21 protein-coding genes, 1 pseudogene and 1 other annotated feature are annotated in these 20,943 nt (G+C 45.8%); of the genes and pseudogenes, 13 read left to right on the forward strand and 9 right to left on the reverse strand.

Going from position 1 to position 20,943, the window contains the following annotated elements; translation table 11 throughout:
- Nucleotides 1-94 precede the first annotated feature (94 nt).
- The 6 genes from NSQ57_RS05515 to NSQ57_RS05540 all read left to right on the forward strand — a co-directional run bounded on the left by NSQ57_RS05515 (nt 95) and on the right by NSQ57_RS05540 (nt 7,997).
- Complete coding sequence (locus tag NSQ57_RS05515) at nt 95-1,618, forward strand: copper amine oxidase N-terminal domain-containing protein (RefSeq protein WP_029516098.1); 1,524 nt, start codon at nt 95-97, stop codon at nt 1,616-1,618.
- Nucleotides 1,619-1,807: 189 nt separating this feature from the next.
- Complete coding sequence (locus tag NSQ57_RS05520; RefSeq protein WP_318627028.1) at nt 1,808-3,118, forward strand: galactokinase family protein; 1,311 nt, start codon at nt 1,808-1,810, stop codon at nt 3,116-3,118.
- 116 nt (nt 3,119-3,234) lie between these two features.
- Nucleotides 3,235-4,152 carry a PD-(D/E)XK nuclease family protein gene (locus NSQ57_RS05525; RefSeq protein WP_318627027.1) on the forward strand — a complete coding sequence of 306 codons (918 nt, stop codon included), beginning with the start codon at nt 3,235-3,237 and terminating at the stop codon, nt 4,150-4,152.
- 168 nt (nt 4,153-4,320) lie between these two features.
- Entirely contained in the window at nt 4,321-4,980 is a 660-nt protein-coding gene (locus NSQ57_RS05530) for an SGNH/GDSL hydrolase family protein (RefSeq protein WP_318627026.1), read from the forward strand.
- 141 nt (nt 4,981-5,121) lie between these two features.
- Complete coding sequence (locus NSQ57_RS05535) at nt 5,122-6,462, forward strand: hemolysin family protein (RefSeq protein WP_342425751.1); 1,341 nt, start codon at nt 5,122-5,124, stop codon at nt 6,460-6,462.
- A gap of 263 nt (nt 6,463-6,725) precedes the next feature.
- Nucleotides 6,726-7,997, forward strand: coding sequence for a methyl-accepting chemotaxis protein (locus NSQ57_RS05540; RefSeq protein WP_029516103.1), 1,272 nt, complete (start codon nt 6,726-6,728; stop codon nt 7,995-7,997).
- A 94-nt stretch (nt 7,998-8,091) separates the two neighbouring features.
- Here NSQ57_RS05540 and NSQ57_RS05545 read toward each other — a convergent pair whose 3' ends face one another.
- The gene (locus NSQ57_RS05545) at nt 8,092-8,304 is read right to left on the reverse strand and encodes a hypothetical protein (RefSeq protein WP_013309048.1); all 213 of its coding nucleotides are present in this window, start codon (nt 8,302-8,304) and stop codon (nt 8,092-8,094) included.
- A gap of 152 nt (nt 8,305-8,456) precedes the next feature.
- On the opposite strand from NSQ57_RS05545, the gene NSQ57_RS05550 reads away from it, so the two are divergent.
- Nucleotides 8,457-9,251, forward strand: coding sequence for a TIGR02206 family membrane protein (locus NSQ57_RS05550; RefSeq protein WP_029516104.1), 795 nt, complete (start codon nt 8,457-8,459; stop codon nt 9,249-9,251).
- 114 nt (nt 9,252-9,365) lie between these two features.
- Here the strand turns inward: NSQ57_RS05550 and NSQ57_RS05555 are convergent, their stop codons facing one another.
- The gene (locus tag NSQ57_RS05555; RefSeq protein ID WP_165144479.1) at nt 9,366-10,157 is read right to left on the reverse strand and encodes an SDR family NAD(P)-dependent oxidoreductase; all 792 of its coding nucleotides are present in this window, start codon (nt 10,155-10,157) and stop codon (nt 9,366-9,368) included.
- 186 nt (nt 10,158-10,343) lie between these two features.
- On the opposite strand from NSQ57_RS05555, the gene NSQ57_RS05560 reads away from it, so the two are divergent.
- Together NSQ57_RS05560 and NSQ57_RS05565 are read left to right on the forward strand one after the other, a co-directional pair.
- Nucleotides 10,344-11,777, forward strand: coding sequence for an N-acyl-D-glucosamine 2-epimerase (locus tag NSQ57_RS05560; RefSeq protein ID WP_165144482.1), 1,434 nt, complete (start codon nt 10,344-10,346; stop codon nt 11,775-11,777).
- 120 nt (nt 11,778-11,897) lie between these two features.
- The gene (locus NSQ57_RS05565; protein ID WP_342425752.1) at nt 11,898-12,569 is read left to right on the forward strand and encodes an MgtC/SapB family protein; all 672 of its coding nucleotides are present in this window, start codon (nt 11,898-11,900) and stop codon (nt 12,567-12,569) included.
- Between the two features lie 226 nt (nt 12,570-12,795).
- On the opposite strand, the gene NSQ57_RS05570 is transcribed toward NSQ57_RS05565, so the two are convergent.
- Both NSQ57_RS05570 and NSQ57_RS05575 read right to left on the reverse strand, forming a co-directional pair.
- On the reverse strand, nt 12,796-13,473 hold the full coding sequence (locus tag NSQ57_RS05570) for a peptidylprolyl isomerase (protein WP_029516108.1): 678 nt from the start codon (nt 13,471-13,473) through the stop codon (nt 12,796-12,798).
- 330 nt (nt 13,474-13,803) lie between these two features.
- The gene (locus NSQ57_RS05575) at nt 13,804-14,061 is read right to left on the reverse strand and encodes a YqkE family protein (protein ID WP_029516109.1); all 258 of its coding nucleotides are present in this window, start codon (nt 14,059-14,061) and stop codon (nt 13,804-13,806) included.
- A 131-nt stretch (nt 14,062-14,192) separates the two neighbouring features.
- Here NSQ57_RS05575 and NSQ57_RS05580 point away from each other — a divergent pair, with 131 nt between their 5' ends.
- Nucleotides 14,193-15,425 carry an MFS transporter gene (locus NSQ57_RS05580; protein WP_342425753.1) on the forward strand — a complete coding sequence of 411 codons (1,233 nt, stop codon included), beginning with the start codon at nt 14,193-14,195 and terminating at the stop codon, nt 15,423-15,425.
- A 150-nt stretch (nt 15,426-15,575) separates the two neighbouring features.
- Nucleotides 15,576-15,755, forward strand: a complete 180-nt coding sequence (locus NSQ57_RS05585) for an aspartyl-phosphate phosphatase Spo0E family protein (RefSeq protein ID WP_023987319.1) — start codon at nt 15,576-15,578, stop codon at nt 15,753-15,755.
- A 116-nt stretch (nt 15,756-15,871) separates the two neighbouring features.
- On the opposite strand, the gene NSQ57_RS05590 is transcribed toward NSQ57_RS05585, so the two are convergent.
- Nucleotides 15,872-16,774: an EamA family transporter gene (locus NSQ57_RS05590; protein WP_029516111.1), complete on the reverse strand. Its 903-nt coding sequence runs from the start codon at nt 16,772-16,774 to the stop codon at nt 15,872-15,874.
- A 154-nt stretch (nt 16,775-16,928) separates the two neighbouring features.
- On the opposite strand from NSQ57_RS05590, the gene NSQ57_RS05595 reads away from it, so the two are divergent.
- Nucleotides 16,929-17,789, forward strand: coding sequence for a TrmB family transcriptional regulator (locus NSQ57_RS05595; protein ID WP_342425754.1), 861 nt, complete (start codon nt 16,929-16,931; stop codon nt 17,787-17,789).
- Nucleotides 17,790-17,875: 86 nt separating this feature from the next.
- Here NSQ57_RS05595 and NSQ57_RS05600 read toward each other — a convergent pair.
- The 4 genes and pseudogenes from NSQ57_RS05600 to NSQ57_RS05615 all read right to left on the reverse strand — a co-directional run.
- A pseudogene (locus NSQ57_RS05600) lies at nt 17,876-18,043 on the reverse strand (hypothetical protein); the annotation flags it as partial.
- A 238-nt stretch (nt 18,044-18,281) separates the two neighbouring features.
- A complete protein-coding gene (locus NSQ57_RS05605) occupies nt 18,282-19,364 on the reverse strand; it encodes a bifunctional 3-deoxy-7-phosphoheptulonate synthase/chorismate mutase (RefSeq protein WP_029516113.1) in 1,083 nt (360 codons plus the stop codon).
- 88 nt (nt 19,365-19,452) lie between these two features.
- Nucleotides 19,453-19,723, reverse strand: a binding site (T-box leader).
- A gap of 101 nt (nt 19,724-19,824) precedes the next feature.
- On the reverse strand, nt 19,825-20,004 hold the full coding sequence (locus NSQ57_RS05610) for a hypothetical protein (RefSeq protein ID WP_029516114.1): 180 nt from the start codon (nt 20,002-20,004) through the stop codon (nt 19,825-19,827).
- 91 nt (nt 20,005-20,095) lie between these two features.
- The gene (locus NSQ57_RS05615) at nt 20,096-20,356 is read right to left on the reverse strand and encodes a hypothetical protein (RefSeq protein WP_029516115.1); all 261 of its coding nucleotides are present in this window, start codon (nt 20,354-20,356) and stop codon (nt 20,096-20,098) included.
- A 183-nt stretch (nt 20,357-20,539) separates the two neighbouring features.
- Here NSQ57_RS05615 and NSQ57_RS05620 point away from each other — a divergent pair, with 183 nt between their 5' ends.
- The gene (locus tag NSQ57_RS05620; RefSeq protein ID WP_029516116.1) at nt 20,540-20,827 is read left to right on the forward strand and encodes a hypothetical protein; all 288 of its coding nucleotides are present in this window, start codon (nt 20,540-20,542) and stop codon (nt 20,825-20,827) included.
- Nucleotides 20,828-20,943: the final 116 nt, after the last annotated feature.

The raw sequence follows: 20,943 nt of genomic DNA on the forward strand, positions 1-20,943 counted from the left end.
TAACTAGTTCTATTTTCCATTCTACTCATTTACAATGCGTGTTAACACTGAGATAATAGAAGAGATTACGGAAATATCTTGAAAGGGGATTAATATGAATATAAAAAAATGGATTGCCGTCCCTCTTATTCTGCTAATGGTAGCTTTGACAGGTTGCCAGGCAGTAGGTGGATTTGATGTAAGTAAAAATTTATTGGGAACACTAGATGTGAAATCCCAGCAGACAACGGAGAAAATCTCTCTTAAATTGACTCCAAAAGAAGGAATCACGCAAGGAGATAAGGAAATCGTAGATTTGATTAATTCGATTTCCGTCACTGTGGATGAAGCCAAAGTACAATCGGAGGAACTTGCTTCTGCCAAAGGTACATTGCACATCGATAAGTATAATTTGCCGTTTGAACTTGCTTTAGACCGCCAAGGTTTGGCTATTCAACTGGAAGGTGCCAAAAAACCTTATTACATATCTCTGAACTCGCAAGAGAGTTTGAGCGGTCTGCCTGCTGGATTTGATCCATATGTATATTCCAAAGACGTGAGAGAACTGACGAAAACAGCCGCTGCACTTATGCTCAAGCATGCGCCTAACCCTTCGACCATTTCTGCAACGTCTGTAACCGAGGAAGTATACGGTGAAAAAGACAAAGTGAAACTGACCCATCTGCATGCTGAACTTCGTGGTGATGAGCTGGTAACATTGGTAAAACCGTTCCTGGCGAATCTGGCCAAGGACGAAGCAGGCTTGAAAGAGCTGATCGGGCAAGCCATTGATATGACGAAGACGATTGCTTCCGGCATGAATATTGAAGATAGTGATAAAGTAACAGCGGAACTGAGTGCTAACAAAGAAAAAATGGTCAATGAGGCTTATACCGAAGTTAAAAAATATTTGGATCTAGCTGTTGATCAATATGATGTAGGCGTTAGCACCATGTATGCACAGTCCCCTGAAATCAAAACGGTCCTGAGTGCTAACACGGTTCTGAAAAGCGACATGTATTTTGATGAAAAAGGAAATGTTCGCAAAGCGGCAACAGACCTGACGGTTGCTTTGCCAGATGTGGATGGTCTTCCGGTGAAGTCCTTCACAATTCTGACCGAAACTCAATCTTGGAACGTCAATGGTAGTGTGACGGCTGATAAAGTGGATATTTCTAACGGTGTTATTGACTTGAATAAACAAGCTGAATTAACTCCGGGAGCGACGCTGCGCAATTTTGAAGCGAATTCTCCGATCTACAACATTTTAAAAAATGATTTGGAAATTACAAAAGTAGAAACAACTTTCGATCCTAAAGACGATTACTACGTCTTGGAGAATCGTGGTGGTACTGCCTTTATTCCATTGCGTGAACTGACGAGCGAACTGAACTCCGAGTTAAAATGGGATGCAGCTGCCAAACAGACTACTGTAATTGATGATATTACAGGTAAGACGATTAAGCTGAAAAGTGGCTCTAAACAAGCTGTATTGGAAGGAAGCACATTGACGTTGCCACAAGCTCCATATACGGATGAATATGGCACATTGTATGTTCCTTTCAAATCAGTTGCCGAGGCGCTTGGCGCCACAGTAACTCGTAACAGTGATGGAGAATATGTACTGAAACGCGACTAAAAAGAAATTCAAGGAACCAGCCCAGTTAGGGGCTGGTTCTTTTTTAGTTATATTGGTAAAATGCTCAGTAAAGCGATTAAAATAAGCGCTTACAAATTTTAAAAGTGCCATACTTTCATACAGGGAAAATTGAGATAATGATAGTATCATTCCAGCATAGGAAAACACATACAATTAGGGGGATATACGATGAAAGATATGGAACTATTGAATTCCAGAGAGGGACAAATAGTGCTTGCCCGAATGTACGGTCAACAGCAAATCTCTGAGCAAACGACTCGATATGAATCACTTATACAGGCGTATCGGGAGCATTTTGGTGTAGGGGATATTGAACTGTTTAGTGCTCCGGGGCGCTGCGAAATTGGTGGAAATCATACAGACCACAATCACGGGAAGGTGCTGGCAGGCAGTATTACACTTGATACCATCGCTGTAGCTTCTAAAGTGGAGGAATCTGTAATTACATTCTTTTCTGAAGGCTACAAGACGAAGTACGTCATCGATTTAACTGACTTGTCGCCAAAACCGGAGGATGACAGTACGATGCTGCTGGTCCGTGGTATTGCCGCTGGTCTACTTGAATTCGGATACCGTATTGGGGGATTCCAAGCTTATATATCAAGTAATGTATTCTCTGCTTCAGGTTTAAGCTCTTCCGCTTCTTTTGAAATGTTGATATGTACGATATTAAATCATTTTTATAACGAGGGAGCGTTAGATGCTGTTGCTAAATCCAAAATTGGTCAGTATGCAGAAAATGGCTATTGGAACAAGCCGTCGGGGCTGCTCGATCAGATGGCTTGTGCGTATGGCGGCTTGATTTCCATTGACTTTGAAAATCCCAAGGAACCGATCATAAATCCTGTTCATTGGAATTTTGAACAAAACGGATATTCCCTTGTTATTGTAAATACAGGTGGAAATCATGCTGATTTAACGGGCGATTACGCGGCAGTGCCCAACGAAATGCGTGCAGTGGCACAATCTTTAGGCGCAACGGTTTGCCGTGACTTATTGCCGGAGGATCTATATGCCAACCTCAAGATGGTCAGGGAAAAAGCAGGAGACCGTGCAGTGCTGCGGGCATTGCATTTTTTTGAAGAAAATAGACGTGTGGATGAACAGGTGAAATCACTGGAGGAAGGGCGCTTTACTGATTTCCTGAGGCTCGTTACCGAATCTGGTAATTCCTCATGGAAATGGCTCCAAAACGTATATAGAAGTGGGATTGCGCGGGAACAAGACGTATCGGTTGCACTGGCTTTAACCGAAATGTATTTAAAGTCAATAGATAACAGCGCATGTAGGGTACATGGTGGTGGCTTTGCTGGTGTCATCTTGACGATTCTTCCGAATAATCATGTGGATGATTATAAGGAGTGGATCAGCGGCATGCTGGGAACTCCGGTACTTGTTGTCAACGTCCGTGAGGACGGTGCTGTTAATGTTAGTGATTTGATCAATGTTGAACGGACTCATTGCGAGTCTACAAACTAGTCAGTCAGTAGAAGACTTTAACCCATGGGTTAAGGTCTTCGTCCTTTTTATCGCCGATACAGCTTGGGTTTGCGTTATAATAAAGAGATGATAGTTTTAATGAAGGAGGGCCTGTCATGGCTATATACCCGTCCTGGTCCTATTCGCAATCGAGGGCTCAAACGTTCGATGAATGCTTACGCAAATACTATTATCATTATTACGGCTCGCATAATGGCTGGAATTCGGCACAGGGCACTGAAGAGCAAGTTACATTGTATCGGCTCAAGCAACTGAGCAACTTATATATTTTATTCGGGAATATTACGCATCAAATGTGTGAATCCGTCATACGTGGATGGATGGAAAAAGGGGCTATCCCGCGCACAGCATACCTTGAGACAGCTATGAAGAACATGTTGAATAACAGCTACAAGGAATCGCTACACCGTGAGCTATGGCTACAAGATCCGAAAAATCGCGTCATGCTGGCGGAGGTTTATTACGACGACGAGGTGCTTTCGGAACGGATCGCCCTTATTAAGGAACGACAGCACGCGGTGATACACAATTTGTACCGTACTGCGGTTTGGCGTGAACTGCAACAGGGAAAGGCCCGAATTGTAGAAGTGGAAAAGTGGGATACGATGCTCCTTCATGAGACGAAAGTGTATGTCAAAATGGATTTGCTCTACCGTAGAGACAATGGAGACATGGTCATCGTGGATTGGAAAACAGGCAAAGAAGGCGATTTTTCCGACCAACTTTTTTTGTATGCTTCCTACGTGCAGGAGCACTATCAGCTTCCTTTGGAGAAGATCGAGGTACGTGTGGAGTATTTGATGACAGGAGAGCATGAGGTATATCGTCCCGCGCAAGAGGATATCGACAAAGTGGTTGGTAATGTCGGTCGATACATCGATGAAATGAAGTCCTGTCTCGATGACGATTACTATAACCGCCCCAAGCCCGAGTCTTTCTTCACTCCGATGCCTTCACGCAGAGCGTGCGGAGGCTGTAATTTTCGTGAGGTGTGTAAGTACCGAGCGGTGTGAAATGACTTGATCGCCGTTGCCACCGGATTCCGACCCTAATTAAAGCTAGTGAATCCGGCCATATGGCAAATCTATAATTCTTCTATATTTTGAAACCGCTTTATAATTTAGATGATGCGAGGTATGATAAGGGTATTATTGGAAAATGTGAAGGAGGAAGTTAGGAAGATGACGAGTACAGAACACGCACGTATTCTATTTCAGGGAGATTCTATAACAGACGGAGGAAGGGGACGAAATGAGGATGCGAACCATTGGCTGGGTCAGAGTTATGTGTATCTGATCGCAGGTGCATTGGGGAGCCGTTTGACGACCACACAGCCAGAATTTGTGAACCGGGGAATTTCGGGGGATCGAGTTTCAGATTTGTATGCACGCTGGAATGAGGACATGTTTAGCCTGAAGCCGGATCTGCTCAGTATTCTAATCGGAGTGAACGACGCCTGGCGGATCGTCGAGCAGGAACCGTCCGGGGTGACGGACCGATTTGAACGAGCGTATCGCCACCTTCTGGAGGAAACGCGTGAAGTGATGCCTGATCTGGGACTCGTGCTGTGCGAGCCGTTTATTTTGAAAACAGGAGCTACCGAAGCGCGATGGAACATTTGGCAAGAAAAAATAACGGGGTATCAGCGTATTGTACGTCAGCTAGCGGACGAATTTGGTGCTGTATTTGTGCCGCTCCAGAGCATGTTGAACGAAGCCGCTACCCAGGCGGACGCCTCCTATTGGCTGCATGACGGGGTTCATCCGACAGCGGTTGGGCATCAGTTGATAGCTGATCAATGGATAGATATCGTGCAAAAGAGTCCGCTGGCGATTCGCTAACAGGGTCATACATAGTCTACTCCTTGTCATTTTTGGGTAATACACGATTATGGACATCATTACTTATGTTATGGTTCCATCCAAAAATGAATGTCAAAGGGGGTGCTTCTTGCTTCATCATGAACGGAGCAAGAGAGGGCTATGGAAACGATAAATATCATTCTGGTTATATTACTTATCGCATTAACTGCTTTTTTTGTGGCCTCGGAGTATTCCATTATTCGTGTGCGGGTATCTCGCATCAATCAATTGGCCTCTGAAGGCAACAAAAATGCGAAAGCTGTTAAAAACATTTTGTCTCGGCTGGACGAGTATTTATCTGCTTGTCAGCTCGGAACGACATTAACCTCAATGGCGCTAGGCTGGCTAGGGGAATCTACTGTTGAACATCTGCTACACCCCCTGTTTGTGCTGGCTCATATTCCGCCAGGCCTGACGGGAGTGCTCTCCTTTTTGCTGGCTTTTCTGATCTTGACCTATTTTGAGGTGGTCATTGGGGAGCTGGTACCGAAAACATTCGCCATACAGATTGCGGAACCGATGGCATTGTTTTTTGCCCGTCCGATCACGATATTTTATAAAATGACCTATCCTCTGAATTGGGTTCTTAGTCGTTCATCGCGTGTCATTACAGGTCTCTTTGGGCTCAAAAAAGTATCTGAAGAAGATGCAGCACTTAGTGAAGCTGAGCTTCGTTTGGCATTATCTGAAGGTTTTCGTAGTGGTGAAATTACACCGACAGAATATCGATATCTGAACAATGTATTTGATTTTGACGACCGTGCAGCGCAGGAAATTATGGTACCGCGCATCCACATCCGCTCCATCTCCCACCAGGCAACAGTGGCCGAGTTTATGGAGCTGATCGAGGACAAAGTTTATAATTTTCTACCTGTAGCTGAACATGGCGACCGGGATCGTATTATCGGGATGATTCGCGTTAAGGAAGCCCTGCATGATTTGGCACGTGGGCACAGCACAGGGAATACGACGATGGCTTCTTATATTCATCCGGTGCTTCAGGTTATCGAGACGGTTCAGGCTCGGGATCTGCTGATTCAGATGCAAAAACGACGCATTCCAGTAGCGGTGCTGGTGGACGAATATGGTGGAACATCTGGACTTGTCACACTGGAGGATATTATGGAGGAGATTGTTGGAGACATTCCTTCCTATACCGACACCGAAACCCCCGCAGCGTTAACTCCACTCATTACAAAAACAGATGATCATCGTTACATACTCAAATCACAGGCGCTCATTCATGAGGTCAATCGGCGCTTGGAGACGGATATTGAGGCCGGGGACGTATATACGATTGGTGGATGGATGCTTTCAGAGCGTTTTGATATCCAGCAAGGAGACAAGCTGACCATCGGTTTATGGAAGTTTACTGTACTGGAAAAAAACGGTCACCAAATAGACACAATTGAAGCAATGAAGAAAGCAGTCGTTGAACAGAAAAATGACAATGATTTTTAATAATGGAAAATGGCTTTGTCGAGTAACAGCTTGCTTAAGATGTGACGAATAGCCTGTAAAGCTTGTGGCAACGCGATTTGTCCATCTTAAGATGCAAGCTGCTACCTGGTAACATAGTGTTTTTTGTAATTAGGATAGGGGACTTAAGACTCTGTATCTTTATGCTCATAAATATATCTGTCTGTGAAAAATTCTACTAGAAATGTAGCAATTTTATGGTAAAATGGAATCAAATTTGAGTTTTTTGGGGTGGGCTACAGTACATGAAGATGTCACTAGGTACGAAAATGGTTACTGCATTTGTCTCAATTTCTGCAATAACCTATGGAACAAGCGCTTTTTTTATTTTTGTACTCAAGGACTGGCTTGCTCAAGGTACACAAGAATGGGTGTACACTTCGATCATTCTGTTATTGGGTGTCCTGTGGAGTGGCATTTTGGGCTGGTTGATCTCAAAATTACTCACGCGGCCCATTGTTAGGTTGGCGAAGGCGGCAGAGGAAGCTTCGGCGGGGAACCTGTCTGTTGTGATTCCTGAACGTCGCTCGGAGGATGAAATCAAAGTTCTGTATGATGCATTTCGGCACATGATGCTGAACATTAAAGATATGTTCAATGAGATCTCGTACAGCACCAGAACCACTTCGCAAAGTGCGGAAAATCTGAGCTTGGCTATTGTACAGGCTACCACACAAATTGAGTCCATGTCTTCGGTGGTAGAAGATATTTTGAATGGCGTGGAGCAGCAAAAGCAAGCATCTGCCCAATCGATTAAAACAGCAGACCGAATGCTGGGCGATTTTAAAATGATGCGTAGCAAATCGGGACATATGCTGGAACTGTCAGGCCATATGGAGCATTCAGTAGATTCGACGCAGACCGTATTTTCATCCCTGATGGATGGAATGGGAGAGCTGACAGCATCACATGGTCGTTCGCAGCAGGTAATTGCACGACTGGAAAAAGAAGCTTCCCAAATTGAAGCGATTACAAGCACCGTGAAGGATATTGCTGAACAAACCCATTTGCTGGCGTTGAATGCTTCTATAGAAGCGGCGCGTGCGGGAGAAGAAGGGAACGGGTTTGCGGTAGTGGCTCACCAAATTCGCGCACTTGCCGCCCAAAGTACGGAGTCTGTGCAGCAAATAAATGCCATCGTTAGCCGTGTGCAGTCACAAATCGTAGAGACAGTGCAGTTGATGCATCAGCAAACGTCATTGGTCAGTGCCGAGGCGGAACGGACAAGCTCTGTGGATCAGACGCTGAACCATTTGAACGCTATTGTACGTGAATTTGTCGAGAGCATCCGTTTAATGGAAGAGGCCGTGACGGAGCAGACGAATCGGGTAGATCAAACCTTTGAGCAGATCCATCGTATTCAGCAAATGTCTGGGGCCTTCTCTGAAGGGGCTCACAAAATTTATACAGCTGCTCATGAGGAGACAGCAATTATGCAGGAAATTTCGTCTTCTTCCGAGGATTTGAAAGTGCTTACGAATAAACTCATGATGAAAACACGTGGAATGCAACTATAATCAGAAATCGTCATGTGAGGCATGATATATACGAACAAAATGTAGCCGCTATACACCGGAAAACGCAGCAAAATGGTTTCCCGGTGTGTAGCGGCTATTTTTTAATTTCAAAAAACTCACATTGTTTTCTAGGGTGGTAAGCCAGATCACTGACGCTGGATTGCACGACGATGGTTTGATCGTCGAAACGGATTATGATTCCGCCAGAGCCAATCAATTGGTCATCCTGAAATACTCGGACACGAAGATGACGTTCCAGTGCCTCATTGAAATCCTGATCTGTAATTAATCGGCGATTAATGGCCATGAGGGTTCTCCTTTGAATATAATATCTTTTATCATAAAGGTAAGGTATTGAACAAGCAAGAAACGCGGCTAGAACATAATTGGCTATTGGTTATAAAATAGAATGCAATGAAGCGAGAAAGAGATCGAGAAAGAGATCAAAGGGGGCTAGCTATGGATAGGTCGTGGTCAGGGCCTTGGTTTGATGCCAACGCGCCAGAAGGGTTCGAGGCTTTTTCTCCGTCACATGGGTTGGCTGTATTGGGACTCATTGTTTGCGCTTTGCTGCTGTGGCTGACTAGGGGATGGATTCGGTCGAACAAGCCTGTAAGTGAGGGAATTCGCTGGTTGTTAATTACAGTCCTCATTCTGTCAGAGGTGACTCTGAATATTTGGTATGTGATGCAGCATATTTGGGATGTCCAGACTTCATTGCCATTAGAACTGTGTAGTGTGACACTGCTGTTGTCTATCCTGATGCTCATTTTTCGAAGCCGCTGGTTATATCCGATCATCCTTTTTGCCGGAATTGGAGGGGCGCTCCAAGCAGTACTCACGCCTAATTTGGCATATGCCTTTCCGCATTATCGTTTTATCCATTTTTTCGTAGCTCATAGTGCTATTATTTTGGCAGCCTTGTATATGACCTGGATAGAAGGACTCAAACCGACATGGAAGAGTGTGGGGGGAGCTATGCTTTTTCTGAATGGCTTGGCGCTGATAGTGTGGATCGTAGACGATGCTCTCGGTGCTAACTACATGTTTCTAGCCGGAAAGCCGTCGACACCGTCGATATTGGATGTTTTGGGGCCATATCCTCTGTACATTCTGGCAGAAGAAGCCATTGCACTGCTGTTCTTTTCGCTTCTGATGCTGTTGTTCGAGGTGCTCCCGGGAGGCAGGCTGTATGTCCGCTTTCGCAAAGGAGCTGTGCATGGTGCTGATAGGTCGACATCAAAGCCGTTGTAAAGCCATATGAAAGCAGCCTTCTCCACAAGTATCTGACCAAGGATAAGGCTGCTAAGAATGCTAAGAATGCCTAAACAATAGTACGCCTGGGGATAACGTTCTCCATTCTAATACTTAACGCAGTAGTGATTCTGCTCCGTCTACATAAATTTCCGTACCCGATACATGAGATGACTCGTCTGAGGCGAGAAACAGGACCAGATTGGCAACCTGCTCTGGTTCACCAGGGGCATCCTCTAGCGGATGCTCTCCGCCCTTCGGAAATTCGACTGGAATTTGTACCTTCTTCAAGTCTTCCGAAGGGTATGTGTTATTGTCAATTTGCGTGTCGATGGCTCCCGGGCATATCGCGTTGACCCGAATTTTGTAACGTGCCAGCTCCAGCGCTGCCATTTTCATAAACGCAACCTGAGCTGCCTTGGTGGAGGCGTAGGCTGAGAATCCAATACCCGAAAAGGTTCGATTACCGTTGATGGAGCTGGTAATGATAATGCTGCCGCCGCGTTCTTTCAGGTAAGGAACGGCATATTTAACAGTAGCAAAGGTGCCGCGAAGATTAATGTTCATCGTGCGGTCCCATTCCTCTAGCTCCAGTGTCTCGATAGGGGCCATGGTGCCGTTAATGCCTGCGTTGGCGAACACGATATCCAACTTTCCGTACGTTTCCACGACTTTAGCGAACCCCTGCTGAATCATATCTGGCTTGGAAATATCACATTCCAGCACAAGTGCTTCACCGCCAGCCTGCTCAATAATTGCTTGGGTCTCCTCTGCATGCTTGGGTGTCCGATCCAGCATGACCACCTTGGCGCCTTGTTCTGCAAAACGGATCGCGGTCGCCTTGCCGATTCCTGAACCTCCACCACTGACCACTGCTATCTTTCCTTGCAATCTCTGCTCTGCCATTGACTATTCCTCCCATTCCGTTCATAAACTAAACCTGACTCGTTATTCCATACCTCTGTACGTTGATGGTGAAACAGTCACCGCTGGATTTCACCCCATTTGCGAAATATGGTAACATAGGGAACCAGCAGGAACTTATAGCAGGAACACGTATCGGGGAAGACCGGGTGACGGAGGTGGATCGAATTGAGCTATAACGCAAATGACCAACCCGAATCGACAGACGCTATAGCACTGACCGGAAAAGTGAAACCGTGGGCACTGAGCGGCCCCAGTATTCAAATCGATCCGTTGTTTCCCTATTACGCGAACCGTTCGCGGGACAGTATAGCAGATGAGATCGCCCTTGCGGGCTACCAGACCGTTCATTATTTTGTCGTGCGTGAAAATGAAGTGGATGGAGCGCTTGTTGCTGCTTTTCAACGCAGAGGCATAGCGGTGTGGGCGATGGTGCTAGGCAACGGTTCTTTTGGCGTGTCCCAGCTGCCGCCGGAGTGGAAAGGATGGCGCATGGAGCTGCTGCGCGAACCGAACGACGGGTTTCAGCGGCTTTCGCATTTTGCCCAGGAGTATGTGGAATGGAAAAAGAAAGCTGCTGCCCGGCTCGTCACCGACATTCCGTTCGACGGGTTCGAGGTGGCGGAGCCTTATTTCCCCGAATGGAACGGGCTGCGCAGTGGAGTGTACGGGGATATTGGGCCACATGCACAGCGCGCCTTTCGCGAGCGTAGCGGTGAGGACATTCCGGATTTTCGCGACAAGCATGCGCGGAATTATTACCGGAAGGTTCCGAAGCTGTACGCGCAGTGGGTTGATCTGCGTGTGGACGCCGTGAATGGCCTGATCAGCGAGCTGGTAAACGGTGCGGGTGGTGTGCGAGATGTCCGACCGGACATCTGTGTGGCGACATGGTCGCTTGCTGTGAGCGGACGCGGCGATGTCCCCGGCCAGCTACGGGAATGGCAGGGTCTTGACGCGGTAGCCATGATCGGGTGCGTAGCCCCGGATATGCACGTGCTCCAGACCCATTGGCCGGACTGGATGCGTCGCCGTCTGCCGCCGCAGTATACCCACGGCTACGCCCGCATCGCGCAGTCGATACGGGCCGCTTATCCGGGTCTGCCCCTCGGGGTGCAGGCGGATATCGGTTCTCTCGCGCGTATGGTTCGGGACCGTGAGTGGACGCGGCGGTTTGGCGCTGCCGCCTTGGAGGGCGGGTACGACGCCTGGACCGCCTATGAATACCATTTGGGTGGTTACATGTACGATGAGCCGCCCAAACCGCTTAAGGCGGAACGATCAGCTGAAGATGAGGTGGTTATTTCTTTCAGCAAGCGGATTGCTACACCGTCTGTAGATGAGCTGCGTATATGGAGCCGGGAGGACAGAGCAGGTACAACACGTGACCTGAGCCGCCACCTAAGGAAGGATTCACTAACGTTGTTGGAGCTTGTGGATGCCGTAGCAGACGGAAACCGTCTATTGCTGCGTATACGCAATTTACCAGCGGGGGCGTTCAGCTTGCGCCTTGATGGTGTACAGGATACACCGGAGTTGTGGCTGTTTAAGGGGAGAAAGGTACATCGCAATCTGCCAGAGCATGAAGTGAAGATACCTTAAAATTTGGGTAATAACAAAATAACAGCTGTATAAACGGCTCATTTGCCGTAGCATTATTGAGTTGTATATATTAAGGCAACATCTTTTCAAAACATAAATAAATAGTGGAGTGAAAAAAGTATGTGGGATTGGGATTATCTGATTCGGGTCATGTTCGCTGGCTTGTGCGGTGCGTTAATCGGCTATGAACGGAAGAGTCGGATGAAGGAGGCAGGCATTCGCACGCATTTCATTGTCGGTATTGGCGCAGCGCTCATGATGGTGGTATCCAAATATGGGTTTCAGGATCAAGCCGTCTGGTCTAACCTGTCGCTGGACCCTTCCAGAATAGCAGCGCAGGTTATAAGTGGAGTCGGCTTTATCGGCGCAGGGATGATTTTCACACAAAAAAATAGAATCAAAGGATTGACCACAGCCGCAGGCATCTGGACTACCGCCGGAATCGGTATAGCCGTAGGTGCAGGAATGTATGGGCTTGGTGCAGGTGTGACGCTGTTTATTTTAGCGGCTCAGTCCTTGCTCCATAGTCGGTTTTATCAGATGGCTACCCCGTCTACGCGACAAGTGGTTGTTCAGGTCGACAATGAGCCGGGCGTACTGAATCGGATCAAAGAACTGCTGGAACATAAGAAGCTGACGATTCACAGCTTTCACGCCGAGCGCATCAATAACGGTGAGCAGTTGGTTATTCATATGCTTCTAAAGCTGTCCCGGTCAGAGGGAGTGGAGGAATTGCTGTTACTGCTGCAAGAGATGGAAGGTATTCGTTCGGTCGAGACCAAGTCCAATTAGACGAATTTACTGCTCCTACAGTAGCTTTTTTGTCGAACGCTGGCGGCTCTTATAACGGAAAAAAACTTTAAAAATAATGATTGAAAACGCTTCCTTTTGTGTATATACTCTTACTACATCATAGAGGCAGCAGCTTAGAGAGCATCAAGGGATAAGCAAAAACGACCTCATGCGTATGCACAAGGTCGTTGCTGTTATCCCGTTTTGAAAGAGTGATTTGAATGTCTTACTTTACTTTGACTGGAGCTGGATATTTTTTACCTAGCGTATCCACAGTTACTTTTTTCATCGTAGCCGGTTGGATCGGTTTGTCATTGCTATCCCGTTTGGAATTGACGATAGCATCGACCACGTCCAGCCCGGACGTTACTTTACCGAAAGCGGCATATTGACCGTCGAGGTAGTCCGCATCGGCAACCATGATGAAAAATTGCGATCCGGCCGAATCCAGATCCGCTGAGCGGGCCATGGATAATACGCCACGTGTATGTTTGAGTGTATTGTTAACACCATTGCTCTTGAATTCGCCTTTAATACTGTAGCCGGGGCCACCTGTACCGTTACCTTGCGGATCACCACCCTGAATCATAAAGCCTGGGATCACACGGTGGAAAATGGTGCCGTTATAGGCTCCCTTTTGTACCAAAGAAATGAAATTGTTAACCGTGTTCGGTGCTACTTCCGGATACAGCTCAAGCTTAATTTTCTTGCCATCATTCATGACAATCGTGACAATCGGATGGGAAACAGCCTTGTTCTTGTCTTTAGTCGCAGCAGGAGTTGAAGTGCTTGTCCGGCTGGCAGCTTCCACATCGGCCGCTTTTGTACCGCATCCAGCAACCAGCACGAGCATGATGGCTAGTAGGCACAGCGTGTACCATGGGCGTATCGTTTTTCGGTTCATTGATATTCCTCCTGAAAGGTTGGATGGTGTAACATCCTAATTTAAAGTTTGGGGGCAGCGCAGAACACTTTTCCATTTTCTATCATACCTTTTTTGCTGGGGATAAGGAAATACGGGTTTGAAAGCCGTATTCTTGACCCATACTGCTGCTATTCCCAAGGAAAGGGGCAGGATCATGATGGAGGTAGACAAAAAGCTGGCAAAAGGTCTCATATGGGGTATGGCGTTCAGTCTGCCGGTTTGGGTAGGGGTGCTGTACTCAGTACAACATATTCGTGACTGGCTATAACATAAAGCGTAAAGATAGGCCAAAACCGTTATGGTTTTGGCTTATTTGTATTTGTGCCAGTCCAAATTGCTGTTATTCAGCAGATGCTCAAAGTTGTTATCTAGCTTCTTCTGTTCAGCTTTTTTTGCTTCGACGGCACGCTGCCGTTCGTCTTCTTTACGCTTGTCCTGTTCTGCTTGGGCTTCATTGGCTTGAGCCTTAAGTTTATTCAGCACATCCTGACTCAACAGATCCTTTAACGTAGCAGGTTTGTCCTGAGGCGCAGGAGCAGGGGAAGACGAATTTCTTTTCTTAGCCATGTCATCATCTCCATTCCATTCGATTATATCAGCTTCTTCACGGTTGTTCCACGATGGAAGGATGAGGGGGGCGGTAGACTTTTCTAATTGAGGGGGTAATAATGGAATGAGCAGAAGGGACGTGTGGCATCATGCATCTATATTGGAAGCGAAACCTGGTCATTTTGTGGATTGGAGTGTTGTTTTGCAGCATGGCCTATTCCGTGTCTATTCCGTTTTTACCTATTTTTCTGAATACGGAAATGGGCGTAAATGATCATTTGGAACTGTGGTCGGGGACTGCCTTTGGAGTCACTTTTTTAGCCAGTGCGCTGATTGCCCCATTTTGGGGTTCGCTTGCAGATAAATATGGACGTAAGCCGATGCTGATTCGTTCAGGCTTTAGCCTGGCGGTGTTGTACCTGATATGTGCTTTTGTAACAGATCCGTATGTGTTCGTAGGAGTACGGTTGTTTCAGGGTCTTCTCTCCGGGTTTATTCCTGCTGCGATTGCGCTGGTCGGAACGGGTTCGCCAGAAGAAAAAACGGGCTATGCGCTCGGTATAATGGCGACCGCTGGGGCGACAGGCAGCATTATAGGTCCGTTGATTGGTGGTGTGGTGAGCCATTATTATGGCAATCGGAATGCCTTTTTCTTCTCTGCAGCTCTTGTACTGGTATCTGCATTAATTGCGACCTTTGGCGCTAGAGAGGACAGCTTCAAGGGAACCCGTACCCGCTCGCATGTTCGTGATGATATCAAGGAGGCTATTGCTAACCGGCCATTGTATTTTTTGCTTATTTTGGCCGGGATAAGTACCTTTTCCGTTATGATATTGGAACCGTTAATTACAGTATATGTGCTTGAGATGGGAGTTGACCGCAGCCAAGCTTCTCTAAGTTCCGGGATTGTATTCTCAGCCGTAGGCATTGCGGCGGTGTTGATGGCTCCTCAATGGGGACGGATTGGGGGACGGACCGGATTTGCACACGTGCTGCTGATTGGGCTGATCGGTTCGGGAATCGGGAATATTCTACAATTTTATGTAACCAACTTCGTTGGTTTTGGTGCGCTTCGGTTTGGATATGGATTGTTTTATGCGTCCGTTATGCCTGCTATCAACGCAATGACTGTGGAGGTCACCAAGCCGGAGTTTCGCGGACGAGCCTTTAGCTTGAATCAATCAGCCACCCAACTCGCGACCATGGCGGGGCCGTTGATTGGCGGCATGATTGGCAGCTGGATGCCAATCCGCTGGATCTTTGTGTTAAACGGTGGCATATTGCTGCTTGCAGCGTTGTTGCTATGGGCCAAGGGAAAAAACGTTTTTCCGGTTTCAGCCAAGAAGAACGTCACGGATCAGGATATTCATTCTGCCGGATAGGAGAATGACAGCAGATTGTCTAATGGCATAAGCTTAAGGTTCCTAGAGCAGGTCTTTTTTTGCGCGATTAGATAATTATCCCAAACCTTTACTTTTAGTATACTTATTCATAACCCTCTACACTGATAATATGACAAGGAGGGATATATTATGATAAGAGACGACATTTTGCGTCAACAGCTTGAGAATGCTCGTCAAAAGCTGTATATTTTGCAAGCAAAACATGGTTTTAATCATGCCAGTGTGCTCAGACAGTCTGTAATTATGGATAACCTCATCAATCAATATAACCACCTTTTTTATATAAAAGAAAAAAAACCGACGGCATAAATGTAACCGATGGGCGAGAAACTTTTGGTGAGGTCACTCGCCCTTGTATTGTAGCGCTGATAATTATAACAACGATGCTTGTCTTAACTTTTCTAACTAGTGCGCAATCTATCATTTTAGGTACGGTTTGTTTGATGGGCACTTAGTAAAACACCGATAATAACGACCAAACCGCCGATGATTTGGCGCCATGTAATCGTTTCTTGCAAAAGCAACACAGAAAATAAGACTCCAAATATCGGAACCAAATTCATCAGAGAAACGGAACTGCTCGGTGACAGCTTGATTAATCCGTAATTATAAAGCAAAAACGCGATAACGGAGCAGAATACACCCAGATATACTAACAACATAAACGATCCTGTTGTTGGAACCTGCCAACGATCCTTTTCTAATAGAGCCAACGGTATAAAAAAGATACTCCCTGCAACGGTTTGGTAAAAAGATAACGTCACGGGTGGATATTTGTCCACAACCTTACGCGTCATGAAAGTGTAAAACGCCCACGCAAAACCCGTCCCGATTAATATTAAATTTCCGATGAGTTGATTCTTACTATCCGAACTTTCGCCAACTGAAGTCAAGAAATATACCCCGATCATGGCCAGTGCTATGCCGCAAATTTTATATTTGGATATTTTCACTTTATACAAAATAAGCTCAAGCAGCGACGTAATTGCGGGATATGATGCAACAATCAATGCTGCGTTGGAAGCGGTAGTCAGGCTAACCCCTATATTCTCCATTGAAAAATATAAAGTGATTCCCAAAACACCACTAAACGAAATCGTAGCCAAATCCTTTGGCTTTACTTTGACATGTTCTTTTTTAATCAGCAAAACGATACCTAGCACTACGGAAGCTATAATAAATCTGGATAGACCCAAGGTAAGCGGGGGGAACGTCGTGTAGGCTGCTTTGGTGGCAATAAACGATGTACTCCAGATCAATAGGGCCAGGATCGTAGAACCGTAGTAAATCCTGTTGCTTTCGCTGTGATGAGCTATGACTTTGTTCAAGTTAAATCCTCCCTGAGGTAATCCCCTGTGAAATACAATAGTTGCTACTATAGTGACTACTATAAAAACGTTACTAAAAAGATAGTGTGTATATCAGTTTTTGTCAAGGGGAAGTGATATAGTAAGGATGAACACGAATTGAGGAGAAGACGTCATGAAACCAAAACCAAATATATTAGAAATTCTACGGGATTTGAATTTTAGTGAATATGAAGCCAAGGCTTATGTGACCTTATTGGAAAGCTCTCCGCTTTCGGGATACGCCGTTTCATTGAATTCCGGGGTACCGAGATCCAAAATTTACGAGGTTTTGTCTGGAATGGTCAACCGTGGGGACATCATGGTCAGTCAAGAAAATACGCCTCTGTATGTGCCGCTTCCGCCACATGAATTGATTGCCCAGAGAAAACGCAAAGCAGAGCAGATTTTCAATGTGGCGCAAGAGAGTTTGGAGCAGTACACAGCATCATTTCAAAACAGAGAAAATATTTGGAATATTTCGGGGTATGAAGCCATTATCAATCGCATAAATGAAGGGGTAAAGGGAGCAAAACACCGGATTTTATTGGAGATTTGGAAAGAGGATGCCGAGGTGTTCCGAGATTCCTTAGGGCAAGTCGCTCAACAAGGAATTGAAGTGATCATTGTAGCGTATGGGGAGCTTAACTTTGATTTCGCTACTGTTTACCGCCATGATATGAGTGAGGAGATTACGTCTGAAATTGGTGGTCGGTGGATTGTACTTAGCGTAGACGACCGGGAGGTCGTTGCTGGCATACTTTCACTTGGTGATGACAGCCGCGCTGCATGGACGTTGCATCCGGGTCTGGTGATGCCGATTACGGAAGTGATTATTCATGATATTTATATCATGGAAATCCTATATGAGTTCCGTGAACAATTAGAAGAGAAATTCGGCCCTAATCTAATCCATCTCCGCAATAAATTTGCTATGGGTCCGAATGGCAAAGGATATTATATTCCTTTGACTGAAAAAAGCATGAAACGTGTATAGAGATTGTCTGAGGTCCGATGTGCAAAAATAAACAGGCCCATGGAGTGTTATTCCATGAGCCTAATTTTATTGGATGTTGTGTTCTATTATTTTACGGTTACAATCACACGTTGATAATGCTTTAAAGGATGTTTTTCATTGTCCTGTACTTCTGCAATGATATGAAGCGTATTCCCTGACTTAGCATCTGCGGGAACTGTGAAACTAACTGCATTCGTATCACTACCTTGCAAGTCAATCGTGTTTACTTTCTCTCATTTTTGTTCCCCACTCTGAACGCTCCTATGATGTTTTTTAGGATTATGACCATGTAAGTATTCTTTTTATTCAAGATTTAGGCATAAAAAAACCTAAACATATATATGTCTCAACAATAGTTGAGCATATATACATTTAGGTTTTGCCTGCATGATCAGTCACAATCCTGATTCGATTTTACATCAATGTCTGAGAAAATGAAAGCGGTTTACAAGTCCCAGCATAAAATTAGTTTTACGCTTTGAATAAACCGGATTCTTTGACTTCAGATAGGAAGTTGTGGAACTCAGGAATGTTCAGCTGTTGCTGAGCATCGGACAAAGCGACTGCCGGGTTCGGATGGACCTCCACCATGATACCGTCGGCTCCAGCAGCCAGGGCAGCTTTGGCGCAAGGGGCCAGGATGTCCTTACGGCCTGTCGAGTGAGTCACGTCCACCAATACAGGCAGATGACTTTCCTTTTTCAAAATCGGAACAGCGGAAATATCCAGCGTGTTACGCGTCCATTTTTCGTACGTACGGATACCGCGTTCAATCAGCATGACTTGCGTGTTACCACGGGAAACGATGTATTCAGCAGCATGAAGGAACTCTTCCATTGTTGCAGCCAGTCCGCGTTTGAGCAGAACCGGAGTTCTTGTTTCACCCGCAGCTTTGAGCAATTCAAAGTTGTGCATGTTACGCGCACCAATTTGAATAATGTCGATGTATTGGATCGCTTCCTCCAAATGTCTTGGATCGACGATTTCACTGATTGTAGCCAGTCCGAACTCATCACCTACACGTTTGAGAATTTGCAGTCCTTCCACGCCCAGTCCTTGGAAATCGTACGGAGACGTACGTGGTTTAAACGCGCCACCACGAAGAATCGGCACACCGGCTTCCTTGAGAGCCGCACCTACTTCACGAGTTTGCTGGTAGCTTTCCACCGAGCATGGACCTGCGACCATGATGGAGGCTTTGCCGCCTACCAGCGTATCTTTAACCTTAATAATTGTGCTATCTGGTTGATTTTTGCGGCTGACGATCAGATGTTTTTTGTGTTCTTCTTTTTGATAGTTCAAAGAAGCCTTGAAAATATTTTTGAACAGTTGGCGAATCGTAGCATCGTCAAAAGGCCCACGGTTAGCCGCGATCAGCTTGTCCAGCATTTGTTGCTCACGTACCGGATCAAAGTCAGGTACCCCTTGAGCTTCCTTCAATTTTCCAAGTTGTCCGGCCAGTTCAGCGCGTTGGGACAGCAGCTCCAGCAATTGCAAATTTGTAGCATCGAGTTGTTCACGCAGCAGCTCCAAAGAATTTTCATTTGTAGACATACAGTACTACACCCTTCCCGAATTTAATTTGTTTTTTCTGTCAGTCCATGGACTTTTTTGCAGAAAATAACACAAAAAGGCACTCGCCGCAAGGGACGAATGCCGTGGTACCACCCTAATTACAGAAGTATACATACGAATCGTCAACGTCGTTCAGTCGACAGCAGTAACTTCTGAGCTTGATGCCCGTAACGGGGGCTTCCGGAAACCTCTACTCGGACAAAGGAATGAATCCTTCTGTCGGTTCAAGGCTCGACTCGGGAGTGAATTTCAACGCGGGATTGCGGTACGCTCTCAGCAATTCGTACCTTTCTGTGGGAATCCATTAGACGTTTACTTGTCTCCGTCGATGTCTTTGTTCATGGTATTCAAAAGATTTGACCTTATTTTAAACAAAGTAGGTGCAGAAGGCAAGCCCTGATTATCAGGTTCAAGTTTTTGCCCTTGAATTGCTGCCCTTTTATTTTCCTTGATCCCTGGGTTCGGGATTCGCAGATGCGACTCCTCGTGGGTTATCTTCGGTCGAGGTATCGTCCGTATTCGTCTTGTCCGCAGTCCTACGGTCGTCTGCTTCCACAGGATTCAAGGCTTTATACCGTTTGTATTCCATATCGGCCTGAGACATCGGATCTTTATACATAGGAGATCAGTCAACTCCTTTCTGTTATACACTACATTACCCGCATAGCAGAATGGGTAACCGTTTTCTTTCACTCGATAAAATGAAGTGGTTAATCCAGCATATCGTCGCTTTCCAGTTGATCTTCTTCATCCCCATCGGTACCATTCAGCAAATCGGTACCATGCAGGAATTCGGCAGGAGCAGAAGGATCAACGGGACTGTTCGGTGTCAGTTCATCGGCATCTGGTACGTCCTCCAGAGGAGTATCCGGCCCTTCGGTCAGATTCTCCCAGTTGGTTTCTGCATTTTGCAGAGAAGGCTCAAAATCATTGTCATGTAGCTCAGTAGTTCGATCGTCACGATTTGCCATGTTGCTCAGCTCCTTTACTTTTTGTTGCTTATTCCGACCTTACCCAAACAGCGGAACGGCTAAACCTTCAGTTAGTGTGTCTGTAGGAAGTTAAAATCATGCGAATAGGGAGATGCCCATTCTCTATTAGCGTTTTTTTGGTAACTGCTGTGATATGATAAAGAAGATAGGGAGGGATATGAATTGGAATGGTACATGTTTGGTCCGATGATTAGTCGTATCCGCGTAGGACAAAAGGCATCTACCCCGGGATTTTCCCGCACCCTCATTCGACGCCCGGAAGGCTTATACTGGACAGATGGCGGACAGGCCGGAAAAATAGTAGAAATACGCGATTATTTATTTTCCGATATTTGGACGATCTATGAAGATGAAGATTGTGAACCATGGTTGGAGCTTAGAGAGCAGAAAGAGCGGCGCGAACAGGAAATGATCATTAATCAATATGAAGATTTTACAAAAAATGAGTAAAAAGAACATGATATCCTTCTTGTGAAGAAGGTATGCACATCATCGTATAGAATAATATAATTTCAGGACGTAAAAAATGTTAAAACGTATACAAACTTGTAAATCCTACTATGTAA

Origin of the sequence: Paenibacillus sp. FSL L8-0502 (assembly GCF_038593055.1) — a bacterium.
GTDB classification, from domain to species: Bacteria; Bacillota; Bacilli; order Paenibacillales; family Paenibacillaceae; genus Paenibacillus; species Paenibacillus polymyxa_D.

Bases quoted from the DNA above. Each gene is read 5' to 3' on its own strand.
- NSQ57_RS05575 (WP_029516109.1), bottom strand. From the start codon at position 14,061: ATGGCTAAGAAAAGAAATTCGTCTTCCCCTGCTCCTGCGCCTCAGGAC.
- NSQ57_RS05610 (WP_029516114.1), bottom strand. From the start codon at position 20,004: ATGTATAAAGATCCGATGTCTCAGGCCGATATGGAATACAAACGGTAT.
- NSQ57_RS05515 (WP_029516098.1), top strand. From the start codon at position 95: ATGAATATAAAAAAATGGATTGCCGTCCCTCTTATTCTGCTAATGGTA.
- NSQ57_RS05545 (WP_013309048.1), bottom strand. From the start codon at position 8,304: ATGGCCATTAATCGCCGATTAATTACAGATCAGGATTTCAATGAGGCA.
- NSQ57_RS05535 (WP_342425751.1), top strand. From the start codon at position 5,122: ATGGAAACGATAAATATCATTCTGGTTATATTACTTATCGCATTAACT.
- NSQ57_RS05580 (WP_342425753.1), top strand. From the start codon at position 14,193: ATGCATCTATATTGGAAGCGAAACCTGGTCATTTTGTGGATTGGAGTG.
- NSQ57_RS05585 (WP_023987319.1), top strand. From the start codon at position 15,576: ATGATAAGAGACGACATTTTGCGTCAACAGCTTGAGAATGCTCGTCAA.
- NSQ57_RS05565 (WP_342425752.1), top strand. From the start codon at position 11,898: ATGTGGGATTGGGATTATCTGATTCGGGTCATGTTCGCTGGCTTGTGC.
- NSQ57_RS05570 (WP_029516108.1), bottom strand. From the start codon at position 13,473: ATGAACCGAAAAACGATACGCCCATGGTACACGCTGTGCCTACTAGCC.
- NSQ57_RS05555 (WP_165144479.1), bottom strand. From the start codon at position 10,157: ATGGCAGAGCAGAGATTGCAAGGAAAGATAGCAGTGGTCAGTGGTGGA.
- NSQ57_RS05525 (WP_318627027.1), top strand. From the start codon at position 3,235: ATGGCTATATACCCGTCCTGGTCCTATTCGCAATCGAGGGCTCAAACG.
- NSQ57_RS05520 (WP_318627028.1), top strand. From the start codon at position 1,808: ATGAAAGATATGGAACTATTGAATTCCAGAGAGGGACAAATAGTGCTT.
- NSQ57_RS05605 (WP_029516113.1), bottom strand. From the start codon at position 19,364: ATGTCTACAAATGAAAATTCTTTGGAGCTGCTGCGTGAACAACTCGAT.
- NSQ57_RS05540 (WP_029516103.1), top strand. From the start codon at position 6,726: ATGAAGATGTCACTAGGTACGAAAATGGTTACTGCATTTGTCTCAATT.
- NSQ57_RS05615 (WP_029516115.1), bottom strand. From the start codon at position 20,356: ATGGCAAATCGTGACGATCGAACTACTGAGCTACATGACAATGATTTT.
- NSQ57_RS05595 (WP_342425754.1), top strand. From the start codon at position 16,929: ATGAAACCAAAACCAAATATATTAGAAATTCTACGGGATTTGAATTTT.
- NSQ57_RS05550 (WP_029516104.1), top strand. From the start codon at position 8,457: ATGGATAGGTCGTGGTCAGGGCCTTGGTTTGATGCCAACGCGCCAGAA.
- NSQ57_RS05530 (WP_318627026.1), top strand. From the start codon at position 4,321: ATGACGAGTACAGAACACGCACGTATTCTATTTCAGGGAGATTCTATA.